19 protein-coding genes are annotated in these 25,669 nt (G+C 46.5%); 6 read left to right on the forward strand and 13 right to left on the reverse strand.

What is annotated here, in order from left to right; genetic code table 11:
- Positions 1-36: 36 nt before the first annotated feature.
- The gene (locus SAPGRDRAFT_RS03530; RefSeq protein ID WP_002657234.1) at positions 37-1,236 is read left to right on the forward strand and encodes a class I SAM-dependent rRNA methyltransferase; all 1,200 of its coding nucleotides are present in this window, start codon (positions 37-39) and stop codon (positions 1,234-1,236) included.
- 161 nt (positions 1,237-1,397) lie between these two features.
- On the opposite strand, the gene fahA is transcribed toward SAPGRDRAFT_RS03530, so the two are convergent.
- From fahA to nqrA, 7 genes are all read right to left on the reverse strand, one after another.
- On the reverse strand, positions 1,398-2,672 hold the full coding sequence (gene fahA / locus SAPGRDRAFT_RS03535; RefSeq protein ID WP_002657236.1) for a fumarylacetoacetase: 1,275 nt from the start codon (positions 2,670-2,672) through the stop codon (positions 1,398-1,400).
- Between the two features lie 286 nt (positions 2,673-2,958).
- Positions 2,959-4,287 carry an NADH:ubiquinone reductase (Na(+)-transporting) subunit F gene (nqrF, locus tag SAPGRDRAFT_RS03540; protein WP_002657238.1) on the reverse strand — a complete coding sequence of 443 codons (1,329 nt, stop codon included), beginning with the start codon at positions 4,285-4,287 and terminating at the stop codon, positions 2,959-2,961.
- A gap of 40 nt (positions 4,288-4,327) precedes the next feature.
- A complete protein-coding gene (gene nqrE, locus SAPGRDRAFT_RS03545; RefSeq protein WP_002657240.1) occupies positions 4,328-4,933 on the reverse strand; it encodes an NADH:ubiquinone reductase (Na(+)-transporting) subunit E in 606 nt (201 codons plus the stop codon).
- A 42-nt stretch (positions 4,934-4,975) separates the two neighbouring features.
- Positions 4,976-5,641 (reverse strand): NADH:ubiquinone reductase (Na(+)-transporting) subunit D, encoded by a 666-nt coding sequence (locus SAPGRDRAFT_RS03550; protein WP_002657242.1) that lies wholly within the window; start codon positions 5,639-5,641, stop codon positions 4,976-4,978.
- Between the two features lie 48 nt (positions 5,642-5,689).
- Positions 5,690-6,499, reverse strand: coding sequence for an NADH:ubiquinone reductase (Na(+)-transporting) subunit C (nqrC, locus tag SAPGRDRAFT_RS03555; protein ID WP_002657243.1), 810 nt, complete (start codon positions 6,497-6,499; stop codon positions 5,690-5,692).
- Positions 6,489-7,790 carry an NADH:ubiquinone reductase (Na(+)-transporting) subunit B gene (locus SAPGRDRAFT_RS03560; RefSeq protein ID WP_002657245.1) on the reverse strand — a complete coding sequence of 434 codons (1,302 nt, stop codon included), beginning with the start codon at positions 7,788-7,790 and terminating at the stop codon, positions 6,489-6,491. The genes nqrC and SAPGRDRAFT_RS03560 overlap by 11 nt, the downstream gene beginning before the upstream one ends.
- A gap of 52 nt (positions 7,791-7,842) precedes the next feature.
- A complete protein-coding gene (nqrA, locus tag SAPGRDRAFT_RS03565; RefSeq protein ID WP_002657247.1) occupies positions 7,843-9,486 on the reverse strand; it encodes an NADH:ubiquinone reductase (Na(+)-transporting) subunit A in 1,644 nt (547 codons plus the stop codon).
- A gap of 294 nt (positions 9,487-9,780) precedes the next feature.
- On the opposite strand from nqrA, the gene SAPGRDRAFT_RS03570 reads away from it, so the two are divergent.
- The 4 genes from SAPGRDRAFT_RS03570 to aroB all read left to right on the forward strand — a co-directional run bounded on the left by SAPGRDRAFT_RS03570 (position 9,781) and on the right by aroB (position 12,596).
- A complete protein-coding gene (locus SAPGRDRAFT_RS03570) occupies positions 9,781-10,200 on the forward strand; it encodes a Fur family transcriptional regulator (protein WP_002657250.1) in 420 nt (139 codons plus the stop codon).
- 18 nt (positions 10,201-10,218) lie between these two features.
- Positions 10,219-10,521 carry a DUF4286 family protein gene (locus tag SAPGRDRAFT_RS03575; protein ID WP_002657251.1) on the forward strand — a complete coding sequence of 101 codons (303 nt, stop codon included), beginning with the start codon at positions 10,219-10,221 and terminating at the stop codon, positions 10,519-10,521.
- A 12-nt stretch (positions 10,522-10,533) separates the two neighbouring features.
- Positions 10,534-11,061: a 1,2-dihydroxy-3-keto-5-methylthiopentene dioxygenase gene (locus SAPGRDRAFT_RS03580; RefSeq protein WP_002657253.1), complete on the forward strand. Its 528-nt coding sequence runs from the start codon at positions 10,534-10,536 to the stop codon at positions 11,059-11,061.
- A gap of 461 nt (positions 11,062-11,522) precedes the next feature.
- Positions 11,523-12,596 carry a 3-dehydroquinate synthase gene (gene aroB, locus SAPGRDRAFT_RS03585; RefSeq protein ID WP_002657255.1) on the forward strand — a complete coding sequence of 358 codons (1,074 nt, stop codon included), beginning with the start codon at positions 11,523-11,525 and terminating at the stop codon, positions 12,594-12,596.
- Here aroB and SAPGRDRAFT_RS03590 read toward each other — a convergent pair.
- The 6 genes from SAPGRDRAFT_RS03590 to SAPGRDRAFT_RS03620 all read right to left on the reverse strand — a co-directional run bounded on the left by SAPGRDRAFT_RS03590 (position 12,585) and on the right by SAPGRDRAFT_RS03620 (position 20,669).
- Positions 12,585-13,532: a hypothetical protein gene (locus SAPGRDRAFT_RS03590; protein WP_002657256.1), complete on the reverse strand. Its 948-nt coding sequence runs from the start codon at positions 13,530-13,532 to the stop codon at positions 12,585-12,587. The genes aroB and SAPGRDRAFT_RS03590 overlap by 12 nt on opposite strands.
- A gap of 1 nt (position 13,533) precedes the next feature.
- Positions 13,534-15,399: an AAA family ATPase gene (locus SAPGRDRAFT_RS03595; RefSeq protein ID WP_002657258.1), complete on the reverse strand. Its 1,866-nt coding sequence runs from the start codon at positions 15,397-15,399 to the stop codon at positions 13,534-13,536.
- Between the two features lie 67 nt (positions 15,400-15,466).
- Entirely contained in the window at positions 15,467-18,481 is a 3,015-nt protein-coding gene (locus SAPGRDRAFT_RS03600; protein ID WP_002657259.1) for a hypothetical protein, read from the reverse strand.
- 334 nt (positions 18,482-18,815) lie between these two features.
- A complete protein-coding gene (locus SAPGRDRAFT_RS03610; protein WP_002657261.1) occupies positions 18,816-19,118 on the reverse strand; it encodes a hypothetical protein in 303 nt (100 codons plus the stop codon).
- A gap of 249 nt (positions 19,119-19,367) precedes the next feature.
- Entirely contained in the window at positions 19,368-20,216 is an 849-nt protein-coding gene (gene lgt, locus SAPGRDRAFT_RS03615) for a prolipoprotein diacylglyceryl transferase (RefSeq protein WP_002657263.1), read from the reverse strand.
- A gap of 51 nt (positions 20,217-20,267) precedes the next feature.
- Positions 20,268-20,669 carry a hypothetical protein gene (locus tag SAPGRDRAFT_RS03620; RefSeq protein ID WP_002657265.1) on the reverse strand — a complete coding sequence of 134 codons (402 nt, stop codon included), beginning with the start codon at positions 20,667-20,669 and terminating at the stop codon, positions 20,268-20,270.
- A gap of 381 nt (positions 20,670-21,050) precedes the next feature.
- On the opposite strand from SAPGRDRAFT_RS03620, the gene SAPGRDRAFT_RS03625 reads away from it, so the two are divergent.
- The gene (locus tag SAPGRDRAFT_RS03625) at positions 21,051-25,583 is read left to right on the forward strand and encodes an MG2 domain-containing protein (RefSeq protein ID WP_253271258.1); all 4,533 of its coding nucleotides are present in this window, start codon (positions 21,051-21,053) and stop codon (positions 25,581-25,583) included.
- The last annotated feature ends 86 nt before the right edge of the window (positions 25,584-25,669 follow it).

Consider the following 25,669-nt stretch of genomic DNA (forward strand, 5'->3'; position numbering starts at 1 on the left):
AAACAGTCTTTGAAACAGAACAGCAACAAACAACCGATGAACAAACTATATTATCCAAAAGTATTTATCAAGCCGGGAAAAGAGAGTGCAATTTTGCGCAAGCATCCTTGGTTATTTTCTGGGGCCATCAAGCGCATTGAGGGGCAGGTAGAAGATGGCGATATTGTGAGCTTGCACCGCAGCAATGGCGAGTTTTTGGCCATTGGGCACTATCATCATGGCAGCATAGCCGTGCGGGTATTTAGTTATGAGCCCTTGGCGCCCGATGCTGATTTTTGGGCCGAAAAATTTAATCGGGCTTGGAAAGTTCGGCAAATAGAGGGTTTGGACCAAGACCCCAAGACCAACTGTTTTCGCTTATTGCATGGCGAGGGAGATGGTTTGCCGGGTTTGATCATTGACTTTTATGCGGGGACGGCTGTTTTTCAGGCGCATTCTATTGGGATGCATCGTTGTCGCAATGAAATTGTGGAGGCCCTCAAGCGTTGTTTGGGCGATAAGCTACAGGCGGTTTATGATAAAAGTAAGGCGAGTTTGCCGGCCCTTTATGCCCAAGAACTGGAAGATGGTTTGCTTTATGGCGAAGGGGAAGAAGGTTTGGCCGAAGTGTTGGAAAACGGCCATAAGTTTGAGGTCAACTGGATTACGGGCCAAAAAACGGGCTTTTTCTTGGACCAAAGAGAGAACCGTGCGCTTTTGGGGCGTTATGCCCAGGGGAAAACTGTATTGAATGCCTTTTGCTATTCGGGTGGTTTTTCGATTTATGCCTTAAAGGCGGGAGCCAAGCGGGTAGACTCTGTAGATGTATCGGCCAAAGCGATTGATTTGCTCAACAAAAATGTGGCAATAAATGATTTGGAAGGGGAAACGCATCGGGCGTACACCCAGGATGTCCTCAAATTTTTGCAGCAATCGGAAGAAAAATATGAAGTAATGGTCCTTGATCCTCCGGCTTATGCCAAGAGTCTTAAGAAGCGGCATAGGGCGGTTCAGGGATATAAGCGATTGAACATTGAGGGCTTTAAGAAAGTGGCGCCGGGAGGTTTGCTATTTACCTTTTCTTGTTCTCAGGTGGTTGATGAGCAGTTATTTTACAATACCATTACCTCAGCGGCTATTGAAGCGGGTCGGCAGGTGCGGGTACTGCGTCGTTTGAGTCAGCCGGCAGATCATCCTGTGAGCATGTTTCATCCAGAGGGGAGTTATCTTAAGGGATTGCTTTTGCATGTAGAGTAATTTTAGAAAAAGCTAATAGAATTTGTCTATTAGCTTTTTTTTGGTCTTTCATCCTCGAGCTATCTTCTAGAAGAGTTTATTCTGGCAAAATCGGGGCCCTAAAAAACAAAAAAGAGCGCAGTACCCTTTGGGTACTGCGCTTTTTCTATTGGTCCAATAGCTTAATCTAGAGCGGGTAAAATTTTGCCAGTGCAGGGGCCAAAGCCGATGCGTACTCCTTCGGCGTTGTAGCCATAGCCAGAGAGGCTAAGTTCATCGCCATCTTGGAGGAACTTGCGTTGGCTGCCGTCGGGCATATCGATGGGGCGGGTACCTCTCCAGCTTAGTTCTAGCATAGAGCCGTAGCTAGAGGGTTCTTTGCCTGAGATTGTACCGGAGGCGCAGAGGTCGCCAACTTGAACATTACAGCCATTTACGGTATGGTGGGCCAATTGCTGGGCCATATTCCAGTACATGTACTTAAAGTTAGATTGGCAGATAGTTTTCTCTGCTCCCTTTGCAGTTTTGAGGCTAACTTCTAGTTCAATATTGTAGTTTTTCTTGCCTTCATATTGGAGGTAGGGAAGTACTTCGGGGTCTTGTTTTGGGCCTTTTACGCGCATATCTTCAAAGGCGTCTAGGCTAACGACCCAAGGGGAGACGGTAGAGGCAAAGCTTTTGGCCAAGAAGGGGCCTAGGGGGATATACTCCCATTTTTGGATATCTCGGGCGGACCAGTCATTAAAGAGGAGGAGGCCAAAGATATAGTCCTCGGCTTGGGTGGTGTTTACTCTTTTGCCTAGGGGATTTTCTTTACCGATAACGAAAGCCATTTCCAGTTCGAAATCGAGTAATTTAGAAGGGCCAAAAACGGGATTTCCGTCATTGGGTTTTTGTTGGCCTTTGGGGCGGTGAATGGGCGTGCCAGAGACCACAATAGAAGAAGCGCGGCCATGGTAGCCTACGGGCAGGTGGCGCCAGTTGGGGAGCAGGGCATTATCGGGATCGCGGAACATAGTTCCTACGTTGGTGGCGTGTTCGATAGAAGAATAGAAATCGGTATAATCGCCTACTTTGACGGGCAGGAGTAATTCTACTTTATCGAGGGGGAAGAGGGCTCGGGCGCGGAGTTCGGCATGTTGGGCCATGGCTTTATTATCTTGGGCAAAGATTTCGGCTAGGCGGAGGCGGAAGGCCGAGGTTTTGGCTTTACCGAGGGCCATAAAATCGTTGATATAGCGCTGGCTAAAGACGGTTTTATCGAGGTCCATATCATCGAAGAGGCCTAATTTGGCCAACTGTTGTAGGTCGATAACGGTATCTCCGATAATTGTAGCCATACGGGGAGTAGACTGAGCTGTTTTGAAGACTCCGAAAGGCAAATTTTGGATAGGGAAGTCGTTATTTTGCTGAACGGGCAACCAGCTTTTGAGTGCTGCTGCTATAATAGAAGCCATATAATATTTTTAGATGAGTTTATTGAATAGCGTCTAAGCTATAAAAAAAAGGGGAAGCCACAAGGCTTCAAAACTTAATTTTATTCAAAATTTGGCTGGGTTGGGTGATGAATTGGCCTAGCGATGTGGAAGGGTGGCCCGCAGGGCCAGACCGAGCGGGCGAAGCCTGCGAAGGGCCGAGCGAAGAGCGAGCCCTGTAACGTAGCGCCCGCCGCAGGCGGGAGGCCCCTAAAAAAAATAGAAAAGCCCCTGTAAAGAACAGAGGCTTTTATAGAAAGGGCTAAGATTAGCCACCAAAGTCATCGAAAGAGATATTTTCTTCTGGCACCCCTAGGCGATCTAGGGTATCGATCACTGATTTGTTCATCATGGGAGGGCCACAGAAATAGTACTCAATTTCTTCTGGTTCTGGGTGGTCTTTAAGGTATTGCTCGTAGCAAACGGGCATAATAAAACCTTTAAAGCCATCGCCATTGGCTTCGATATTTTCTTTGACCTGCCAGTTATCTTCGGGCAAGGGGTTATCGAGAGCCACATAGAAGCGGAAGTTAGGGAACTGCTTTTCGATTTCGCGGAACTGTTCGATATAGAAGAGTTCTCGGCGGGTACGTCCACCATACCAGAAAGACACCTTACGGTCGGTTGTTTTGAGGGTATGGAAGAGGTGGAAAAGGTGAGAGCGCAGAGGTGCCATACCGGCACCACCGCCGATGTAGACCATTTCTTTTTTGGTGGGTTTGATATGGAACTCACCGTAGGGGCCAGAAACCACTACCTTATCGCCAGGTTTCTGGTTAAAGATATAAGAAGAGCAGACACCGGGGTTAATATCTTGGTAGCCGTCCCATACGCGTTTGCCATCTACCTGTTTAAACTTGAAAGGAGGCGTAGCGATACGGATATTGAGCATTACGATATTTCCTTCTGCGGGGTGGTTAGCCATAGAGTAGGCGCGGAACTGCGGTTCATCGTTCACCATTTGGAGGTCCCAAAGTTTGTAGGTATCCCATTCGTCTTGGAATTTATTGGGATTATCGCCATGGTGTTCGGGGTGGGCTTCGATATCGATATTTTTGTAATCCACGGTAATTTTGGGCACATCGATTTGGATATATCCACCTGGGTCGAAGTTCATCTCTTCGCCTTCTGGGAGGCGGACCACAAACTCTTTAATGAAAGAGGCTACATTATAGTTAGAGACGACGGTACACTCCCATTTTTGGATACCGAAGATTTCTTCGGGGACACGGATTTCCATATCGCCGCGTACTTTCACTTGGCAAGCTAGGCGCCAGTTATCTTGGGCATCTTTACGAGAGATGTGGTTGAGTTCGGTGGGGAGGATATCACCACCGCCGTTATCTACTTGGCAGCGGCACATGGCACAGGTACCACCACCACCACAGGCAGAGGGGAGGAAAACACTTTGGCTAGAGAGTACCCCGAGGAGAGTTCCGCCGGGTTTAGCCTCAAATGTTTTCTCGCCATTTACCTTAATCTTAACATCTCCTTGGGGGAGAAGTTTTTTACGGGCAGAGATCAGTCCGGCAGACATAAAGAGAATGAGGACCGAAAAGACGATGACTGCCAGTATGATAGGAATAATAATTTCCATAAGGTCAGCTATTTTTTAATTCAGACGAAAATCGCTTTGATTAGTTAAAAGCCGCGGGATCGATACCCATGAGGCTCATAAAGGCAAGGCCCATAAGGCCAGTAAGGATAAAGGCCATACCCAGGCCGCGGAGGGCGGGTGGGATAGCGGCGGTTTTGAGTTTTTCGCGGATAGCGGCGATAGCTACGATAGCGAGGAAGAACCCAAGTCCGGCGCCGAGGCCAAAAGATACAGAAGTACCAAACTCATATTCTCTAGAGACCATAAAGAGAGATCCGCCGAGGATCGAGCAGTTTACGGTAATGAGCGGCAGGAAGATCCCGAGGGAGTTATAGAGAGAGGGGGAGACCTTCTCGATAATCATTTCTACCAGCTGCACCATAGAGGCGATAACAGCGATAAAGAGGATTAGTCGTAAAAATACGAGGTTTACGCCTTCTACGATAGCTCCATCTTGGAGAATATATGTATTAAGTAGCCAGTTGATAGGCACGGTAATACCGAGAACAAAGATAACGGCGAGGCCGAGACCGAAGGCTGTTTTTACAGTTTTCGATACGGCTAGATAAGAGCACATTCCTAGAAAATAGGCTAGGATCATGTTATCGATAAAGGCCGCTTTGATAAACACGTTCAACGCATCCATGATAGTTGAATATTAATTAGCGTTTGGAAAAAGAGGTTAAATCTAAGATACATCTACGAGTTTGGGGTTCAGGCTACGCTGAATCCAAATAAAGATGCCGATAATGAAAAGAGAAGCCGCGGGCAGCACCATTAGGTTATTGGCGATATAGGCGTCGGGCATAACTTTCCAGCCCATAAAACTTCCTTTTCCAAAGAGTTCGCGTACAATAGCCATAGCGACGAGGACGACACCATAGCCAATACCGTTACCGAGTCCATCGAGGAAAGAGCGCCAGGGCTTGTTGGCCATAGCGAAAGCCTCTAGGCGTCCCATTACGATACAGTTAGTAATAATAAGGCCGATAAATACGGCCAAGCTTTCGTAGGCGCTATAAGCGAAAGCGCCGAGCACGATTTCTACTACCTGAACGAGGCCTGCAATAACGAGAAGTTGGACAATCATACGGATTGAGCCGGGGATGCTATTGCGGAGCATCGAGATAATCAGGTTAGAGAAAGAGGTAACAAAAATGAGGGCTACAGCCATAATTAGCGAAGGATAAACCTGAGAGGTAACCGCTAGGGCCGAGCAGATACCCAAAACCTGTACGGTAATGGGGTTATTATCGTTAAGGGGGTCAGTCAGTAATTGACGTTCCTCTTTACCGAAGCCAAAGGCGGGTTCTTTCTTCTCCGCCTCGGCTAGCTGTTGTGTATCTTGAGCCATAATGCTAAAAATTTAAACAAATGAGATCAAATGCAATGCGGGGGCGGCTTAGCGCTGTCCGATTGCTTTATTATCGGCAGATTGAAGGCCTTTAATGTAGGGCAAATAATTGCCGATACCGCGCTGCATCATTTCAGACACACCATCACAAGTAACAGTAGCGCCAGAGATGGCCTTTACTTGATATTCTGGATGTTTGATATTTTTCTTTAGCACTTGTACAGAGACATATTTACCTTCTTCGTTAAAGATCTGCTTATTTTCAAATTGGGCTTTGAAGTCGGCATTATCTTTAATTTCGGCACCAAGACCGGGCGTTTCTCCTTTGTGGTCAAAGTTTACGCCAGCCACCTGCCATTTGTCGGCATATTCTAGAGCGACATAGCCCCAGATTTTGTCCCAGAGTCCGTTTCCACGAACAGCAAGTACAAAATAGTTTTTGCCTTCGTCTCCTTCATATTGATAGATAGGATAGACACGATTTTCAGCGGCGAACTTCTCTTCTGAAGCGAGGTCAATATCGACGAGTTTGCTATACTTTACGCCTTGGCCACGTTCATTGAGTTTATCGAGAGCCGTTTTAATTTCTGTTTCAGATTCTGCGGCGGGCTTCTCTTGATCGAAGAGGATATTGCCATTGGCATCTAAGATAGAAATCTTCACTTTTTGGTCAAAGACAGACTGCACATCGGCAGACATATCTTGGCCGGGGATACAGCTAAGAATAGCTTTTTTCTTAGCGGTTTCTTTGTTCTTCAAGAACATAGGGTTCAAACTATTGAACAAGAGCGAAAGCACAATGGCAATAACTCCAGTTAGCTTGAGCACATACAAATAGATTTGCGTATTACTTTGCATATTCCTTCGCGCGTTTCAATCGTTTACTAATATTTCCTTCGAGTACGTAGTGGTCTACCAATGGAGCAAAAACGTTCATGAGTAGAATTGCAAGCATCCATCCCTCGGCATAGGCGGGGTTCATCACGCGGATGACCATACCAAAGAAGCCGATCAAGAAGCCATAGATAATTTTACCACGGTTGGTTTGGGCAGCGGTAACGGGGTCAGTAGCCATAAATGCCATAGCAAAGAGCAAACCGCCCATACCGAAGTGCTGATACCAAGGTACATTCATAAATACAGTAGCATCCCAAGCGTTAAAGATCATCCCGGTGAGGGCAGTACCAATAACAAAAGAAAGCATTACTCTCCAGCTCGCTACTCTAGTAATCAACAAGAAGATCGCCCCAAAGATAATAGCGGGCTTAGAGGTTTCACCAATACAGCCGGGGATACCGCCCATCCACATCTGCAAAGCAGAATATTGAGAAAGGATACCGCCAGTTACTTCACCAGTGACTGCATCTACCTGCGCCCAACCCTGTGCGGCACCAAGGGCCAAAGGTGTGGCTCCAGAATAGCCCGCTACAAAGGGAGTTCCTTGCACAAAGGTACTCCATCCGGCAGCATCAAAAAGAGGATTAAACATAGTGTGAGCCCAGTAGTAATCGGCCACTTTAGTAGCTCCATCTTCGGCCAAAGCCCAAGCAGCAACCCAAGGACCATCCCCTGAGATTTCTGTAGGATAAGCAAAGAAGATAAATACACGAGCCAAAAGCGCTACATTCAATACGTTCATACCCGTTCCACCAAAGGCTTCTTTACCAATCACTACAGCAAAAGCTACAGCCAAGGCCAACATCCACAAAGGAATATCGGGGGGCATGATTAAAGGAATAAGCATACCCGATACCAAGAAGCCCTCTTCTACAGCATGGCCTCTTCGAGCAGCAAAGTAAAACTCGATCCCGAGCCCTACAACATTAGCAACAATAACAATAGGAAGCAATTGCACCAAGCCAAAAACAAGCTTGAGGTGAAAGGCTTCAATAAAACCAGTATGAATACCAAGAGCAACAAAGTGCTGATGGCCAATATTAAAAGTTCCTACCAATAGGCAGAGCTGTAAAGCGATCACTACATGAAACATAGTGCGCTTCAAATCCATAGCATCACGAATGTGCACCCCTTTTCCCTTGGTCGTCAAGTTTGGCTTGAACATAAAGGTAAAAAAGGCATCATAAGTAGCATGAAGAAACTGATTCTCCTTACTAGGCTCAATCCGTTTCCAGAAGTCTATTAATGCCATAACAAATTAGTTCTTATTTAGGTGGCTGAATCCAACGTTTTATAATCAAACCCTATTGAGCACGTAGCTCCTCTAGGCCTTCTCTTAAAATTGCTTGCAAAGGTTGCTTAGATGTACATACATACTCGCAAAGAGCAATATCCTCCTCGCCGAGCTCCAACAAACCAAGACCTTCCATTTTCTCAAAGTCCTTGGCCAAAATGGCCCGCATTACATGCTGAGGATAAATATTCATGGGCAAAACGCTCTCATACTCCCCTGTCATCACAAAGGCACGCTTCTCTCCATTAGTGTTTGTATCAGGTACATAATGAGTGCCCGGGAAAAATCCACCAGGGAATGTCCGCGAACGTGTGGGGTGCCCCGCCTGAGGAACCAACCAACCAAACAACTCATAATAATTACCTTCTTTTACCACAGATAATTGGTCGTCGTAAAAGCCCAAAAAGCTTTCTCGCTCCACCTGCTTACCCGACAAAAGATCGCCAGAGACAATGCGGATGCTACGCACCTCTACCATTTTCTCCTCTTTCTGCCCCTCAGCATTACGTACATACGCTTTCTCTGTAGTCATATCATCTGCCATGCCTTCCAATAGCGCAGCAATATGAATCCCCTGATGAACACGAGCATAATAACCCTCTTCAGCCGGCAATTCAGCGCCACCCACAGCAATTACTTTAGAGGTATCAAAAATACCCTCCAACAACAACTGACCAATCAAAAGTACGCCATGTACATCGGTATGCCAGACAACCTGACCGTTGGGAAGCACAGGGTCTACATGATGAATGTGTACCCCTACATTACCCGCAGGGTGCTGACCCTGAAAATAATGAAGCTCTACACCCTCTACCTCATCCGCTTTCAAGAAAGCATCAGACGGACGCTCCTGAGCCATGCCGTTTACTCCCAAATGTACCTTCGTACCCGAAAGCATCGCCAAAGCCGCTAAGCCCTTGCGAAAAGCAGCCTCCTTACCCGCTACAGAAAAATTGGCATCTGTAGCCCAAGGAGCCGTGTCAAATGTAGATACAAAAATAGACTTTGGCGTCATGCTAGGATCTGCAACAATGTCAAAAGGACGCTGACGCAAGAAAGGCCATGCCCCACTCGCCGTCAAGAAATCAACCAAGTCAGCACGACTAGCCGTCTCCAAATTAGGCACATCCTCATGCTTGTGGTACTGCATCTCTCCCTGGTCAGCCAAAATAACCAACTCGTTGATCGAACGCTTCTCCCCACGACGCAACTCAATGAATTCTCCACTCACTGGCGCAGCATAAATAATCTCAGGATGCTTCTTGTCATAAAACAAGGGCTCCCCTGCCTTAACAGTAGCCCCCAATTCAGGCATCACCTTAGGTATAGGCGACATCCCAATTAAGTCTTTTGGCTTCAACGCATAAGTAGCCGAGCGTAATTCCCGAATACCCGCCTGGCCCAAAGAAGGACCACCAGCCAAGTTGACATCAAATCCCCGTTTGAGGCGCTTTACAGGCGCATCATCCGGTACATACTCCCCCTTTTTCTTGCCCAACCCCAATAACTCTTGCAAGCTGGTGGGCAATACGGAGTAGCCGCTGGTGTCTTCCCCAGCCTGACTTGCCGTTACCTTCAACAGCCCGTCTCCTAGCGTCAATAGTGTAAAGATGAATAACACCAACACTATCGCAATGATAATTCCCCAGGTCATCTAATTTTCAAAATTTTATTTCAATTCAATAAAAATTGTGTACCAAGCCCACATTATAAATGCTAGCTTTTCTAACTTTGCAATAGACAGAAGCCCCCCCAAAGCTGCGCAAAACTACCAAAACTAAGGCGTCCAAAAAAATTTAAGGCCTTTGTTTTGTAGCATTAGTCACAGTTTTATAGATCTCTGATCGACTTTGCGCAAATATATAATTTACTATCACATTCTATAGCCCCCTTTTTAGCTTTTATTAACCTCTATTTTTATTTAGAAGTAGTCTAAATTACTTTACATATGTCTACCCCAATACAACTGCTAAAAAAACACAAAATTAGAAATACCGCCATCCGTAGAGCCATCCTGCAGATCTTTATCCAAAAAGACTACGCCCTCTCACATGCCCAAATAGAAAAAGATCTCAAAGGCCAATTCGACCGAGTGACGCTCTACCGAAATCTCAAAACCTTTGAACAAAATGGCCTGATCCACCGTATCGCTAGCGAACAAGAGAGTGCCCAATATGCCCTCTGCCAAGATAGCAATTGCCAAAATCATAAACATAGCGATGATCACCTGCATTTTCGCTGCACTAAATGTAAACGCACGTTCTGCCTCAACCATAACCCTATCCCCGAAATACAACTCCCCCAAGGATTTACCGCCAAAGAAAAACAAATTTTACTCATCGGGCAATGCCCCAATTGCCAAGATTAAAACAAGAATTTTTTAGTTATGTTTATTCTCAATATTACGCATAAAGTGGATGCCGATATCCTCCAAGAATGGAAGAACTGGATGCAAGAAGAACACATCCCCGCTATCATGGATACTGGCCTTTTTACCAATTTTCAATTTTCTAAGGTCCTCTTTCCCAGAGATGAAGAAGGCGCTAGCTTCGCTATCCAACTCCATTGCCAAGAACTACGCCTCCTCCAACGTTTTCAAGCTAAGTTTTCCAACGATTTCCACGCTCAAATGGCCCAGAAATATGGCACGAAATGCCTCTCTTTTCGTACCGTTCTCGAACTCCAATAAAATTCCTACAGTATGGCTATTCTAAACATTCCCGACCAAAATTTCCAATCCCAAAACCCTAAGGAAATTCAAGATTTCCTGGCCCAAAAAGGCATTCTCTTCGATCAATGGCAGGCCAAAGAAAAACTTCCCCTCCAAGCTAGCCAAGAAGAAGTCCTCGCCGCCTACAAACATGTCCTCGAACCCTACATGAACCAAAATGGCTATAAGGTGGCCGACCTGATCAATATCAATAGCGAAACCCCCAACTACCCCGCTATCCGAGCCAAATTCCTCGATGAACATACCCATACCGAAGATGAGGTCCGCTTTTTCGTAGAAGGCCAAGGCCTCTTCTGGTTCCACCTGCCCAATTCCCCCGTTTTTAATGTACTCTGCCAAGCCGGCGACCTCATTTCAGTCCCCGCCAATAGCAAACATTGGTTCGATGCCGGCAAAGAAAACCCCTCGGTCAAAGCTATCCGCATTTTTATCGATATGGAGGGCTGGGTCCCCCATTATACGGGCAGCAACTTGGCCCAAAAATATGCCGCAGAATAAGTTTTTTATCTTGGGGCCTCCGCTGCGGCTTCGCCTTGCGGCGGTTACTCCCTTTGGTCGTCGAACTGCGGCCTAAAGGCCTTGTTGTCCTTGCGCAGCTCGCTGCTTTTTTGGGGCCTCCGCTGCGGCTTCGCCTTGCGGCGCTACGTTGCAGGGCTCGCTATTCGCTCGGCCCTTCGCAGGCTAAGCCTGCTCGGTCTGGCCCTAAGGGCCACCCTTCCACATCGCTAGGCCATTTGGCCTGCGGCCAAGGGCCGCTGCGCAGCCCTTCTTCTGCGGCAGACAGGGCCAAAGGCCCGCAGGCTGAGGGATGGATAGCAGGGGCGCAAAGCGCCAGACCCAGCGGGCGCAGCCCGCGCAGGGCCGAGCAGACCTGCGAGCTGCGACACAGCCCGACCCGACCAAAGGGAGGGGCAGCCCCAAATCCTTTTCTAAAAATAGCTAAATTGGCTCAAAACCATATGCCTAAATCTTTACATAGCCCCTACCCTATCCGTTTTGCTCAGGCCGATTTTCAAGCACTCAAGGAGCAGATAGAAGACGGAAATTATGGGCAGATTTTTGTCCTCCTCGATGAAAATACCCAAAGAGATTGTTGGCCCATTTTGGCCCCCACCCTGACGCCTTACTCCCCGCAGTTGCTCCAAATCCCCCCCGGAGAAGAACACAAAAATCTGCAAACTTGCCAAAGCCTCTGGACCAAATTGCTCCAAAAAGGGGCCCAGCGAAATAGCCTGCTCATCAATTTGGGCGGTGGCGTGATTGGCGATATGGGCGGTTTTGTGGCCGCTACCTTTAAAAGAGGTTTCGATTTTGTCCAAATCCCCACTAGCCTGCTGGCCCAGGTAGACGCTTCTGTAGGCGGTAAATTAGGCGTCGATTTTCAAGGACTCAAAAATGGGATCGGCCTTTTCCAATTCCCTAAAATGGTCCTGATTTATCCGCCATTTATCCAAAGCCTCCCCCCCGCAGAAGTCCGCAGCGGCTGGGCCGAAATCCTTAAGCATAGCCTAATTGCCGATGCCCAAAGCTGGCCCCAACTTCAAGAAATGCCCCCCCTGCAAGATATAGACCGCTGGCAACAAATTATTGCTCAGTCTATCCAGATTAAGGACCATATTGTAGACCAAGATCCTCAAGAAAAGGGCCTCCGAAAACTACTGAATTTTGGACATTCTATTGGCCACGCCCTCGAAAGCCTAAGCTGGAACAGCCCGCAGCCCCTCCTGCACGGAGAAGCCGTGGCCCTCGGCCTCCTAGCCGAAGCCTACCTCTCGGCCCAATATCTCCAACTTCCCCAAAAGGAATTGGACCAAATTGAGGCCGCTATCCGCCCCCTCTACCCTAGCTTTCCCCTGGCCCAAATTCCTCCCAATAGCTTCTTCCCCCTCCTTCGACAAGACAAAAAAAATGAAGGTAAAACCCATAGTTTTACCCTCATTTCCGCTATCGGCCAAGGCCAGTTTAATCAAAGCATTCCCTATACAGAAGAAGACCGTATTTGGGAGGCCGTGGTTTTTGCTTTAGGGGATTAGTGCTTTATTTAGCTCTTCTATATAAAGCTCCCAACTCCTATTTAGAAAAAATAAAAGCATTTGTTTCATCTCCTCATCTAATGGCAGGTAATCTTTTATTAAGTCATTAATGATCCCTTGAAATAGCATCGCTTCTATTTCCGTTATAATGCATTCATAGACCAAATGGAATACCTGTATTTCTCTTAGTCCCTCTATGAGCGATTGGTAAATTGGGAAAAACGAGCCCTCTAAAACGGCTTTAGTAGGCTCTGCAAAACCAGATTTAACCAACTCATTTTTCAACTGCAATTGGAAGTCATCTATAATCTTTTTTCGCTTTTCTTGTAAAGATGACCGATTCAGACTTAAACAGTTAATTGTAACTTCTGCCCGCTTCGTCTTTACATCAGTAAGTTTTGGACGAGGAACCAGCATACCATTAAAGTTTACGGCTAAATAATCTTCTACCGAATCTACCTCAGGATGTAAAAGAAGCGCTTGCTCTTCTAATAGATAATCATGATCAGCTTTTCGGCTTTGGTCGTTCAGATAATCTTCTATGTTCTGAGTTAAAGGAGACTGGGGCCCTGTCCGACGCAAAGCTTCATCTAAAAGCGGAAAGTCTCGATCCTTTGAGTTATTGCAGGTCTGACAAGCAGGAAAAATATTAGTCCACTCATACCCTAGCCACCAATAGGAATGCGGCCCTCTTTTAGGTCGATAATGCTCAATAGAGTAAAAGTTTTCAGTTCTTTGTACATTTCCTAATGCTTGCTCACAGTAGCCACACTTGTCATGATAATAAACAGCTAAGTCTGCTTTTAAAGCATGATTGTAAATTCTTTTAGTCGGCCTATGATTAGCCCCTTCCCTAATTAAAGTGGCTAATTTATTCCTTAGCTTTCGTTTCCATTCCTCAGGCGCAAGATTAAAGTTTTTGTTAATACTCCTCATCCTAATCCTTTTTATCTGAGGGATTAAAATCTTGCTGTTTCTTCTTATTCAAGAGGTCAAACAGCTTTTTATTTAGCGCTTTATTATCTTCTATTTCCTGATAATTACTTTCTGTTTGCAAATCGCCCTCCTCCTTATGCTTAATCGACCGCAAATCTTTCAAGCCAAAAAGAGGCGAACTCAAAACCGTATTCGGCAAAAGGTCCTCGATCTCTTTCTCTAGCCCCTCTAGACGCTCTACAAAGATGCCCCGCTCTTGGTCCCGATCTACCTTGAGGAAAACAGCCCCCTCAGGCGCCCCCAATAAGGGAATTGGACTATGCGTAGAGGCTATAAATTGTACATTCGGAAAAGCATCAGATAATAATTTAGGCAATTTATGCTGCCACTTAGGATGCAAATGCAACTCTAATTCATCAATCAATACAATGCCGCCCAAAGCCTTGATATCCGTAACCGTAGGCTGCAACTCATATAAATTAAGGACCAAATCTCCCAAAATAGCTAGGATGTTTCTGTAACCTGCGGAGAGACGATTGAAAGGCAAGCGCTCTGTCGTTTCGGCCCAGTCCCCCTTGAACCGATAGTACAAACGATCAAAGTTTTCCTCATCTATTTCTAGCTCTAAGTCGGGCACCACCTCCTCAAATAAAGCTTTGACCTGCTGATAACGTGCCTTAGATCGAGGATGAATCTCCTTGCGAGCAAACCAATTGATGTACTCATCTTCTATATCCCGAAGAGGAGCATCTGACTCAAATAAGGAACGGACCATATTGTACTCCCCGGCCTGCTTTACTACCTGACGAGGAACCAAACGAGAAGAACCATAGGCAATGACGTTGCGGTGGGGGTGGTAATGACCATTAACTGCTGTTACTGCACGACTAAAAAAACTATAACGGAGTCGTAGAAACAAAAAACCTCTATTTATCCCATGAGCTGAGACTCCTATTCCTTCTTTCAAAAACTCATAAGTCACCTCATCTTCTCCATATAAAGCAGCCGCTATGGCTTGTAATACTAAGGTTTTCCCATAGCCGTTTTCTCCAGTCAAAAAAATCCAGGAAGGAGCCTCCTCAAAATCAAGAGATACTTTTTTCAAGCTATATACATCACTAAAAAACAACCTATTCAGTTTCGCCCTAGGCAAAACAACTCGTCCCAAAAACGCATATAAATCCCATAAGACAGACTCAAAATAAGCTAGCGACCCCGCCTCTACTTTTTCATTCAGATAAACTGCAGAAAAGGCCTTGCTTTCTTTGACAAAAAAAGCAAGGTTCTCCTCTTCAAAGGCTTTGAGAAAAGCGGGCTTTTCTTGGGCCAGCTTTTCCTTCTCCATAAAAAGGAGATAGGCCGAAGTCAAAAACTCGAAAAGGGCCTCATCTTCTCTTAGAAAATCTGCATTAACAGCTCGCTTAATAGAGGCATCAAATTCTATTTCTTCTATTAAATGTCTGTCCTTAAGTAGTTTTTGACCTTGAACATACTCTATATACCCCAAAGCCTTCTTTAGGGACTCTAAAAAGTTCGATAAAAACAATTTCACCTTCCCTTCCCAGTTCGACTGATTAACTAGGAATGTATTTCCTCCAGCTGTCCAATATGCACTGTTCTTGACTAGAGCATTTAAACTATCATAGTTTAAAAAAGCAGTTTCATATTTTTTTTCAGGATCTAACCACAGCTCTCTATTTTGAGAATTTTCTAATGCTGCGAAGAGAATTGTATCCACATGTCCTCCCCCTTTACGCATATACATCATCCCCACAAAAGGATGCGTCAAAAGCGCCTGCTCTGCCCGATAAAAGCAATAATATGCCTCTGGCATAACCTTCCTCAAAAACTCAAAATTAGACGACATAAAGCAACAGAAATTAACTCCTCAATAATAATAACACTCAAAGGTAAGGAACCGAAACGAACTCCCCCTACTTATCCCAATTCAATATAGCCGCAGCCAAGCTCCGCAACTCCCCCGCTCTATTTTGCCAAAAGTTGAAGGAATACAACTCCAACACCCAATAGCCCTCTTGGGCCAAACGATTTTGGGCCTCTACCGCCGATAGATAATCGCCTGGGGCTTGCTGTTTCATCCAACCATCCAATAAAAGGATTAAGGGTTTTTCTCCCGCTCGACTAGATGCCACCAATAAGTTGGCCCAAACTCCCTCTACTTTCTGATTGACCAATAAACGCTCTTCATCTATGTAGCGACTCAAATAGGTTTTGAGGGCCTGACCAAAACTAGGGGCCGGCAAACTCAAGGCCTTGGGCTGCATAGAATAGGCCGCTGCCGATTGCCCCCTAAAGCTACTCAAAGGCAATTCTCCTACGCTCCATTGTTGCGCCCCCAATTGCAATAATCGGCGGCTCCGCTCTGCAGGCATTTGCTCCCCAGATTCTAATAGGACCAATTCAAAATGTGCCAAACGCTCTGGCAAAAATTCTTCTAGCATGGCAGGCGTAGCCATGATGACCGGAGACAATTGATGAATCCGCTCCCAACCCAAACGCTCAATCAAAGCCGCCAAGGGTTCATCCTGCCAAGCTCTACTCCCCTGCGATAAGGGCAATTTGTTGTTTTTCTTCCAATCCTGATGCAATTCTTCATGCCGCAAAGCTACATTCTTGCGGGCCGCCTCTCTCAAATGTGGCTGCAAACTGCGCTCCTGCGCCAAAAGGTCCTGCAAATCGGTCCCTGCCGAAGGTAAGGCCAAAGAATAGGTAGCCGCCAAATAGTTATAGTAGTACCAGCTCTTAAAGGCCGTTTCCCAAGATTTGGGACGGCTAGCAATCAACGCTTGGAGCAACTGCCGCCCCCGCTTGCCCAACAATAACCAATGTTTCCGCCAGCGATAATAGGCCAAGAAGTTGGGCAACTCCTCTTCTATGGCCAATAACTGCGCAAAGCTATCTCGCAAAAACTGCTCTCTAGCAGGCAGAGAATCAGCCCCTAAATTAAAGCGCTTTTTAAAGAAAGGTAGGGCGTTTAGACCTTCTAAGGCCTCCATTAAGCGCTCTTCCAAAGCTTGCAATTGCGACTTTCGGTCCAAGGGCAAGATAGAGCTCAACTCCAAAGCATTGACCTTCTCCCGCATTTGCTTGGGCAAACGCTGGCCCCAATGCTGCGCCCGCTTTTCAAACTCCTGAATGTGCTGATAAAGGGCATTGATGCTATTAAATTGACGCATTTCCTTGAGCGCAAAAACAAAGTATCGCTTGCTATCATAAAGCGATAACAATTGCTCGTATTCCTCCGCAATTTGCTGCTTGGCCGCCAAAAGCTGCTGATGCCGCTTAGAAAATACCGACATCAAACGCAAGCGATTGCTATAACCCGCTCTGTTTTCTCCAAACTCATCGCCATAAACCTTCTGATAAATGACCATCATCTCCTGCAAACGATCCAGTTGCTTGCGCAAGGCCATCGCATGCTGCTGATGATGCAATAATAACTCATCATAGTAGGCATCCAAAAAGCTGCTGTAATCTAAATGTAGCTGTCGGAACTCCTCGGTTTTCCAAGGCAATTCCTTTTGCAAAAGCTGCTCCGCCGCCTCCTCTGTATTTTCTAAAAAAAGCTCATCTCTCAACTGACTCAAAGGGTGGGCTAAGCTCCGCACAGGGGCAAATAACTGCTCCTGCTCCCTAATGGCCTGCAAGAGCTCCTCATATTCTTTGGGACTAAAAATGTAGTCTTCTTTTTGCAAGATTCTCGACAAAAATTGCTTGCCTTCTTCTTGCTGATAACCCAAATAACGACCCAACATCTGACTCCAATCTTCCCCCAATAAACCTTCCTGCCCCAAAGCAGCTTGACCCTGATTCAATTTCTGCAACTGCAAGAGATATTTCTGCAATTGTAACTGATAACTGGCCTGCTCTTTCTCCGATTGCTTTTTGGGCTCCTTGGCCAATAGGCTAAATAACTGCGCCCGAGCCTCCTCTTTGTTTTTCCAAACCCAAGCCGGCCCAGGCAAAACCCCCTGTTCCATAAACTGGTTCTGATAGGCTTCTATGCGATTTAAGGGACAAACCACTAAGGCGTTTCCACCATCTGCCAAAAGGGGCGCTATGGCCGCAATAGGCAAACGAGGTAGACCAACACTGCTCTGCAATTGCTGAACGTTTTGGCCCCCATACAAGGCCTGCAATAAAGTCCGCTCTGGCCCACTAACCGCTAGAGCAGCTAGTTTACTATGCCAAAGAGGCTTCGGACTCCCCTTTAACCCTAGAGGCAAATCACTATCTAACTCCTCATGCTGCTCCAATTGCCCCAAGATCCCCGCCCAATAGATGGCGTTTTTGGGCCGCTCTTCTTCCGATAATTGCGGATGTGGACAAGGATAAAGCTTGGGCAAGCCCGGCGCATCCAAACCTAACTTTTCGGCCAACTGATTTAAAGCATCTAATAAAGTTTGCGCCTTGAGCTCCTCTTTAGGGGGCAAAATTTCTTCCCAATCTAACTTAAAGCGACTAATCAAGTAGTTTTGCAATAGTTCATTATACTGCAAGGCCGAATCCGAATTATAAGACAACATCCAATGCCGAGGATCCCCATCTTCCGCAGCCTCTAGCTGCAATTCCCAAATGAAAATAGGCGCCTGCACCAATTGGCCCAAACCCTCATCCTCTAAAAGCAATAAGGGAAAACCTAACTGCAGTTTCTGCTGCTGGTTGGCCAAACTACTAAAGCGCTCTTGCATGGCCGCAAGCCTCGCCTTTTCCGTACTTTCTAACTGCTTGTGCTGCCGTAGGTCCAAACCAAACTCAAACTCCTTTTGCTTGAGCAATTTAGCCATCAAACGCACGGGCAGTTCAGCCCCCAAGGCATTCAATAACCACAAATCTAATTGCCGCTCATCTAAGGGCAAAACATTGAGCTGGGCCAAGGCCGCTAAAAATAATTGATCACTGGAGGAGGTTTCTTTGGGCTGCAACATAAGGAGCTATTTTATTTTGCTCTAAAATAATCAAGTCTGCCGAATTTGATAATTTTTTTTCGCCTCTCTCTGTCGCTCTTCTTTTCTTCCCTTTTTTCTTTTCTTCTGCTATTTTGGGGCTGCCCCCTCGCTTCGCTCGGGGTCGGGCTGTCTCGCAGCTCGCTATTCGCTCGGCCCTGCGGCGCCAAAGCGCCTTGGTCTGCCGCCTTTGGCGGCCCTGCTGCCCATCCCTCAGCCGTTCTGGCCTGCGGCCAGTAGGGCCTTGCCCAGCCAAGCAGGACTTTCTTCCCTTTTTATAGCTTCGGCCTTGGGCCAAACCTCCTAAAGAGTCCTCTCAACGCATTTTTTTTCTAGCGAATGCTCCATTGCAACCCAAAAAGACCATTTCTTCTTCAGCGAATGCTCCATTGCAACCCAAAAAGACCATTTCTTCTTCAGCGAATGCTCCATTGCAACCCAAAAAGACCATTTCTTCTCCAGCAAATGCTCCATTGCAACTCAAAAAGACCATTTCTTCTCCAGCGAATGCTCCATTGCAACCCAAAAAGACCATTTCTTCTCCAGCAAATGCTCCATTGCAACCCAAAAAGACCATTTCTTCTTCAGCAAATGCTCCATTGCAACCCAAAAAGACCATTTCTTTTCCAGCGAATGGTCTTTTGCTATTGCAGCCAAGATGTCGTTTTGGTCCAACTAGGGCCCTTGGCCCTAACTGGCCGCAGGCCAGAACGGCCTAGCGATGCGAAAGGGGGCGGCGGAGCCGCAGACCAAGGCCGTCAGGCCGCAGGGCCGAGCAGACTTGCGAGCCCTGAAGCGTAGCGCCGCAAGGCAAAGCCGCAGCGGAGGCCCCAAAAAAAAAGACTCCAAAAAGGAGTCTTTATATAGATTAGTAGGTCTTGGGAGTAGGCGGTTTATTTTTGGACCAAGCCAAATAGATCCCAATAATAATAAAAGGAATAGAAAGCATTTGTCCCATATTTAATAGTGCCTCTTCGCTAATTCCCTCATTGATTTTGGTATACTCCAATAAGAAGCGATCAAAGAAAAGGAGGGCAAAGAAGACCCCAAATACTTGGCCTTGTTGGACCTTACCATATCGTTTTGCATAGTACCAAAACATAAAGCCAAAAATGGCCAGATAGCTAATGGCCTCATAGAGCTGAGAAGGGTGTCGGGGCTCCATGGGGTCTCCATCTCGGGGGCTCATGAGTCTAAACTGAAAAGCCCAAGATAAATCAGTAGGCTCTCCAACAATTTCGGAGTTCATGAGGTTACCCAAACGGATAAACATACCGGCCAAAGGCACCACCACGGCCAGTTTATCGAGGTACCAAAAGATAGATTTCTTTTGTCTGCGGGCCAAGAGCAACAAAGCAGCTGTAATGCCAAAGGCGCCGCCATGGCTAGCTAGGCCTCTAAATCCAGTAAATTGAAATTCGGGCTCAAACTGTACGGGCAGAAGAATTTCTAGAGGATGTTGAGAGAAGTACTCCCAATCATAGAAAATACAATGGCCCAGGCGCGCGCCCAAGATGGTCCCGATGACTACATACATAAGGAACTGGTCCAGCAGCTCGGGCTTTTCGCCTTCTTTTTTGACCAATCGGAGGATGATCATATAGCCGAGGATAAACCCAAAGGCAAAAAAGAGCGAATAATAGCGGAGTTCAAAGCTACCAAAGCGGAGCAAAACGGGATCTGGAGACCAGGGGATATAATTGAGTAGAAAATTCATACGGGCAGGTTTAAAAATAACTTGCCACAAAAGTAGAAAAAAATAATTGACTTAGGTGTTTTTTTGATCCATCAACCATTTCATAGCCGACTCCTTATTATTATCAATATAGAGATGTGCGATGCTTTGCATTTTGATCACATTGTGTAGCATCTCATAAATATGAGGGTCTGCTTTATAGTAAATACTCCATCGATAACGATCATCTAAAAAGCCCATTTCCATCAGGCTAGTAGCGAACTCAAAATTCTCTGCGGTTGTCAGCATAGACAATGTCTCGCTAACATCAAAAAAGACATAGGGGCAATCATGTTTTTCAATGGTTGCAATAATAGCTTGCATAGCCTGTGCTCCTGTATCAGTAAGGGCTACTCCTGTAAATTTCCCCTCAATAAAGTGTTCTTTGGGGTGGTAGTGTAAACTTATCCCTTTGAGTTCCATAAAATTATCCATTAAAAGGTGTGTGAAGTGTTTTTTTTGGGGGGGCTAGGGATTTTTCTGGCAATTAAAATAGTACTTTTTTGCATTATCCTGTCATTTTTTGATTGGATTCGGGAGGATTTAATGATTCTGGGCACCAGATTCTGCTAGGGCTGCATCTTTTTGAATAGTTGAGGATAATCTAGTTTGGCTGTAAATAGTCATAGATTTTTTTCCTATCCTTGGCTAGCGAACTTTCACTCACTTAACTTAAATTTCCCTATGTATTTATTCCGTCATTCCAGGCTTTTAGCCTTATCTAGCCTATTGCTTTTCAGCTTAGGCATAGGCTATGCCCTTTCTGGGGGCTCGCCTTTTTCCAATCATCCCAAGCTCAGGCAGTTACAAACCAAAATGGAGGAGCAGCAAGAGCAGAGGGGCCAAGAATTAGTTTATTTACAATGCGATCGGCCCATTTATCAGCCAGGCGAAGACCTTTGGTTTTCGGTCTATTTGCGTCATCCTTCTGACCTCTCTCCTTCTACAATTTCAGAGGTTGTGTATGTAGAATTGCTCAATGGCAAAGGGCAGGTTTTAGATAAAAAGCGCTATACCTTAGAAAATGGGCAAACTGCTGGCGATTTTCAGTTGCCCGTTAGTCTTTCTGGAGGTTACTACAAGCTAAAGGCCTACACTCAATGGCAAAAGAACAGTCAGCAATTTTATGAGCGAGAGATTCAGGTCCAAAAGCCTGTACTTCCTCGTTTAAACATGCGGCTTCGCTTTCAGGAGAAATCCTATGCCCTAGGGCAGCAGGTCAATGCCGAGCTTCAGTTGCAGCAGCTCAACAAGCAGCCTTTGGCCAATCAGGCATTTAGCTACCAGTTGCTTGTAAATGGTCGAAAAGTAAAAGAAGGCCAAGGAAAAACTAATGGAATGGGCCAAGCTTTGGTACAGACTCAACTCCCAAAAGAAGAGTCTACGCAGCAGGCCCTTATCAACATCTTTTTTCCTTTTGAGGGGCAGCAAGAAGCTATTGCTCGGCCCATTCCCCTACAAATGGGCAATGTAGATCTACAATTCTTTGCAGAAGGGGGTGATCTATTGCCTGACTTTCGGCAGACCTTGGCTTTTAAGGCCGTAGATGAAAAGGGGCAGGCCGTCAAGGTTTCTGGACAAATCTTTACTGCCGAAGGCCAATACCTACAAGACTTTAGCAGCTATCATGCGGGCATGGGCAGCTTGTTGTTTCAGCCCAAAGCTGGAGAGCGCTATTATGCCAAAGTACGGAGTCCCAAAGTAAACAAGGATAGTTTTGCCCTGCCTGTTGTGCAAGGCAACAAAAGCATGGGCCTGCGTTTGCGCAGTCAGAACAGCCAGTTTTTAGACCTTGATATCTTGAGTACAAAAGAGCAGCCTGCTTTTTTGGTCCTCCACCAACAGCAACAACCTTATTATAGTAAGGACCTAAAATTGGCCCTAGGAGCTAGCCCTTTGCAAATTCCCATAGCCGACTTACCTATGGGCCTAGTACAACTCACTCTATTTGATGCAGAAATGCAGCCCATAGCCGAGCGTTTAGTCTTTGCCAATGCCGAAAAGCGCTTGCAAATTCAGATTCAGACGCCTAAGGAGAAATATCTCCCTAGAGAGCAGGTAGAACTAGACATTCGGGTAACAGACCATTTGGGAAAGGCCGTTAATGGCCAATTTGCTTTATCGGTAGTCGATGAAAGCTTGCTCAGCTTTGCCGATGATGAAGAGCCGCATATTTTGGCCAGCCTGCTATTAAGTAGCCAGCTCAAAGGCAAGATTGCTTCGCCCAACTTTTACTTTGATGAGGCGGATGACCTAGAAAGAGAAAAACCCCATATTCATCGCCCTACTGCTTTGGACCAACTACTGCTCACCCAAGGTTGGCGCAACTTTGACTGGGAACAGTTGAAGCAAGCCCCCAACTATGCCTATCAGGCAGAAAAAGCTCGCTTTTTGGGTAAAATTATAGATGCCCAAGGGCAAGGCATCCCCAATATTGAGCTTCAGCTAGGCGGCAAAAGCTTTAGGACCAATGAAGCAGGAGAATACAACATCTTCTGGCCCAACTATAAGGGAAAAGTAGTAGCTCAGCTCACTAATAAGGGCTTTTTAGACCAGCAAATTCACTTTTCTATTTATGGTCAACAGGGAGCAAACATCTATTACCGCCAAATTTTGCTTTCTGGCAAGGTACAACAGGAAGAAAAACCAAGTCGCCACTTCAAAAAAGGGAAACTGCAGTTCTATGGCCGTGGTCGATACCTAGGCGAGGCCAAGATCAATAAGAAAGGAGAATACCAAATTAGTATTTCGGAGAGAGTAAGCGAAGCCCGCCTTGTTCAGGGGGATATCTCGCTGCCCACAAAGCGAGTTCAGCTTCAAGGAAAGGGAGAAAACCGTAGGGCCAACTTTCAGTTTAGCAAAAAGGCCCTGGTAGAGCGCAAAAAAGAAAGAGCCATTGCTCAACTACAGCTAGCTCGAAGAAGCAAGAGCGCTCAGGTCAAACAACTAGAAGCTCCTCAGTTTGATGATGCTGTCTTGGAGCTAGAAGGAGATCTAAATGGAATTATGGGTGGTGAAGGCCCTCCTCCTCCGCCCCCTCCGCCTCCGCCCCCTGCTCCCGCAATGGTTCCGAATGAGGCTGAAATGGAAGAGCCTGATGTTGAAGAAGATGAAAAAGCGCAGGCGGAAGTAATCGAGCTAGTAGAAAAAGACCTCGTTATGGACAAGCCCATGCCCAAGCCTATACCTAGACGAGAGATGGAAAGAAACAAAGAAGTCCTTCGTCAGGTTGTTATGCAAATTGATCGGGCCAGAACCTTCTATGCTCCTGCTTATACAGCAGAGCAGGCCATGCCTGACAAGCGGACCGACTTTAGAAAGACCTTATACTGGGAGCCCCTAATCCAGCTAAAGAACGGGCGAGCCAAGCTAAGTTTTTATTGTAGCGATGCCATTACTCAATTTAAAGTTATGGTAGAGGGTTGTGGACAGACAGGCGGTGTAGGTCGCCAAGGCAGTCGCTTCTTTGTACAAACTCCATTGAGTTTATCGGCCAAGCTCCCTGCTCAGGTCCTCAAGCAAGATCGTTTAGAAATTCCGGTAAGTATAGCCAACCGCAGCAGTCAGGTCCAAAAAGTACAGCTTAGCCTAGATCTTCCTGAGGGCATCAGCCTACTTACTGACTTAGGGCCAATGATCGAGCTAGCCCCTACAAAGGCCATCACTAAATTTGTGGCCATCAAAATTGGGCAAGAGGCCCAATCTGGCAAGTTGGGCTTGGCCCTAAAAGGCGAGGCTTTTAATGATGCCATGGAGCAAGATCTAGAGATCTTAGACAAGGGTTTTCCGGTCCGTTCGGTTTATGCGGGACAGGCCCTAAAGAACCGCATGCAGCTCCACTTAGAAAAACCCGTAGCGGGAAGCATTCGGGCAAAGTTTAAGGTTTACCCCAATAGTTTGGACCAAGTCATGGATGGCATTGCGAGTATGATGCGGATGCCTTCTGGTTGCTTTGAGCAAACCTCTAGTAGCAACTACCCCAACCTTTTGGCCCTCAACTACCTAAGAAGCAGCAATCAGAGTCGCCCCGCCCTAGAAGCGCAAGCCAAACAATACCTAGAAGTAGGCTATGGCCGTTTGACGGGCTATGAATCGCCCTCTGGAGGTTTTGATTGGTGGGGAAGGGACCCTGGGCATGAGGCCCTAACGGCCTATGGCTTAATGCAATTCATTGATATGCAAGCTGTATTTGATGTGGATCCCGCTTTGATAGCGCGCACGCAAAAATGGCTATTATCTAGACGAGATGGCCAAGGGGGCTGGAAGAAAAACCCCAACCATCTACACTCTTGGGCTACTTCTGAAATTACCGATGCCTATATTGTTTGGGCTTTGGCAGAAGCGGGTTTGGGCCAAGAAATCGAAAAAGAGCTTACGGCCAGCTATAAGCAGGCGGTAAAGTCTGAAGATCCTTATCTAACCGCTTTGGTGGCCAATGCCCTTTGGGCGGCCAAAGACAAGCGAGGCAAGAGCCTGCTGCCCTTTTTGCGGGCAGCCCAACAAAAGGATGGGGCTTATAAGGGCGCTAAATGTTCGGTCGTTAACTCTACAGGGCAGGCTCTTTTGGCCGAAACTACAGCCCTAACGGCTATAGCCCTTATGCGCTATGATGGCTTGACGGCTCAGGTGACTAAGGCCATTGACTTTTTGCCCAACTGCAAAAACTACTATGGTTATGGCTCTACGCAGGGTACTGTTTTGGCCCTTAAAGCCATCTTGGCCTATACCGAACTAAATAAGCGAGCCGCAGAATCGGGCCGTATATTGGTGTATAAAGATGGAAAGAAGCTCTTTAGTCAGGAGTTTGTAGCGGGCCAAAAGGAAATCCTTCTGCCCGATTTGACGCCCCACCTCAGCGCAGGCAAGCAAAACATAGAATTGCGCTATGAGGGTTGCAAGCAGGCCCTTCCCTTTGAGTTAGAACTGGCCTATAATACTAGCCTACCTCAAAACTCGGCAGCTTCTGTACTGCGTTTAAAAACGCAGCTTTTGCAAAAAGAGATTCGGATGGGACAGCAGGCCAGCCTAGAGGTCCAGATGAAGGCAGAAGGGCAGCAAAACCAACCCGTAGTGATGGCCATGATTGGCATCCCCGCAGGTTTGTCGCCTCAGCTCAAGCAACTGAAGGCCTTGCAAGAGCAGGGATATTTTGAGCATTTTGAGTTATTTGAGGACTTTGTGGTTTTGCATTTGGACCAACTACAGGCCCAAGAAGAGCGCAGTTTTCAGTTGGCGCTCAAGGCAGATATTCCTGGGAGCTATGAGAGCTCGGCCTCTTCAGTCTTCCGTTATTATACGCAGGAAGAGCGGCAATGGGCCGCCCCCTTAGCGATCAATATTTTGCCTTAAGGGCTAAAACCTACAGCCGCCTATTTTTTATAGGCGGCTCTTTTTTTGGTCCAAAGGCTGCTGTTCTTTGCATTTTGCAGGGCGCA

Origin of the sequence: Saprospira grandis DSM 2844 (genome assembly GCF_000275825.1) — a bacterium.
Lineage (GTDB): Bacteria > Bacteroidota > Bacteroidia > Chitinophagales > Saprospiraceae > Saprospira > Saprospira grandis_A.

Bases quoted from the DNA above. Each gene is read 5' to 3' on its own strand.
- nqrE (WP_002657240.1), bottom strand. From the start codon at position 4,933: ATGGATGCGTTGAACGTGTTTATCAAAGCGGCCTTTATCGATAACATG.
- fahA (WP_002657236.1), bottom strand. From the start codon at position 2,672: ATGGCTTCTATTATAGCAGCAGCACTCAAAAGCTGGTTGCCCGTTCAG.
- nqrF (WP_002657238.1), bottom strand. From the start codon at position 4,287: ATGGAAATTATTATTCCTATCATACTGGCAGTCATCGTCTTTTCGGTC.
- SAPGRDRAFT_RS03610 (WP_002657261.1), bottom strand. From the start codon at position 19,118: ATGGTCTTTTTGGGTTGCAATGGAGCATTTGCTGAAGAAGAAATGGTC.
- nqrC (WP_002657243.1), bottom strand. From the start codon at position 6,499: ATGCAAAGTAATACGCAAATCTATTTGTATGTGCTCAAGCTAACTGGA.
- SAPGRDRAFT_RS03580 (WP_002657253.1), top strand. From the start codon at position 10,534: ATGGCTATTCTAAACATTCCCGACCAAAATTTCCAATCCCAAAACCCT.
- SAPGRDRAFT_RS03530 (WP_002657234.1), top strand. From the start codon at position 37: ATGAACAAACTATATTATCCAAAAGTATTTATCAAGCCGGGAAAAGAG.
- SAPGRDRAFT_RS03600 (WP_002657259.1), bottom strand. From the start codon at position 18,481: ATGTTGCAGCCCAAAGAAACCTCCTCCAGTGATCAATTATTTTTAGCG.
- nqrA (WP_002657247.1), bottom strand. From the start codon at position 9,486: ATGACCTGGGGAATTATCATTGCGATAGTGTTGGTGTTATTCATCTTT.
- SAPGRDRAFT_RS03560 (WP_002657245.1), bottom strand. From the start codon at position 7,790: ATGGCATTAATAGACTTCTGGAAACGGATTGAGCCTAGTAAGGAGAAT.
- SAPGRDRAFT_RS03595 (WP_002657258.1), bottom strand. From the start codon at position 15,399: ATGTCGTCTAATTTTGAGTTTTTGAGGAAGGTTATGCCAGAGGCATAT.
- SAPGRDRAFT_RS03570 (WP_002657250.1), top strand. From the start codon at position 9,781: ATGTCTACCCCAATACAACTGCTAAAAAAACACAAAATTAGAAATACC.
- aroB (WP_002657255.1), top strand. From the start codon at position 11,523: ATGCCTAAATCTTTACATAGCCCCTACCCTATCCGTTTTGCTCAGGCC.
- SAPGRDRAFT_RS03575 (WP_002657251.1), top strand. From the start codon at position 10,219: ATGTTTATTCTCAATATTACGCATAAAGTGGATGCCGATATCCTCCAA.
- SAPGRDRAFT_RS03625 (WP_253271258.1), top strand. From the start codon at position 21,051: ATGGAGGAGCAGCAAGAGCAGAGGGGCCAAGAATTAGTTTATTTACAA.
- SAPGRDRAFT_RS03550 (WP_002657242.1), bottom strand. From the start codon at position 5,641: ATGGCTCAAGATACACAACAGCTAGCCGAGGCGGAGAAGAAAGAACCC.
- SAPGRDRAFT_RS03620 (WP_002657265.1), bottom strand. From the start codon at position 20,669: ATGGATAATTTTATGGAACTCAAAGGGATAAGTTTACACTACCACCCC.
- SAPGRDRAFT_RS03590 (WP_002657256.1), bottom strand. From the start codon at position 13,532: ATGAGGAGTATTAACAAAAACTTTAATCTTGCGCCTGAGGAATGGAAA.
- lgt (WP_002657263.1), bottom strand. From the start codon at position 20,216: ATGAATTTTCTACTCAATTATATCCCCTGGTCTCCAGATCCCGTTTTG.